The organism is Methylophilus sp. OH31, assembly GCF_000576615.1.
Classification (GTDB): Bacteria; Pseudomonadota; Gammaproteobacteria; order Burkholderiales; family Methylophilaceae; genus Methylophilus.
This window is the reverse complement of the sequence record NZ_BAUS01000015.1, coordinates 1-264: the sequence shown is the minus strand read 5'-3', so window position 1 is coordinate 264 and position 264 is coordinate 1. Positions and strand designations below refer to the sequence as shown.

1 protein-coding gene is annotated in these 264 nt (G+C 48.1%); it reads right to left on the bottom strand.

Annotated elements, in window-relative coordinates; genetic code table 11:
• Window positions 1-264: EF-Tu/IF-2/RF-3 family GTPase (locus tag OH31_RS14545; protein WP_036299435.1), on the bottom strand; the 264-nt coding region annotated here is incomplete at both ends.

Below are 264 nucleotides of genomic sequence, written 5' to 3'. Positions count from 1 at the left end.
ACACGTAGATCTCTGCTGTGAACTTGGTGTGTGGCTTGATAGAACCTGATTTGGACAATACTTGACCACGCTCAACTTCTTCACGCTTAGTACCGCGCAGCAATACGCCTACGTTGTCGCCTGCTTGACCTTGGTCCAGCAGTTTACGGAACATTTCAACACCAGTACAAGTTGTTTTCAGTGTTGGCTTGATACCTACGATTTCGATTTCGTCGCCGACTTTAACGATACCACGCTCGATACGGCCGGTTACTACAGTACCAC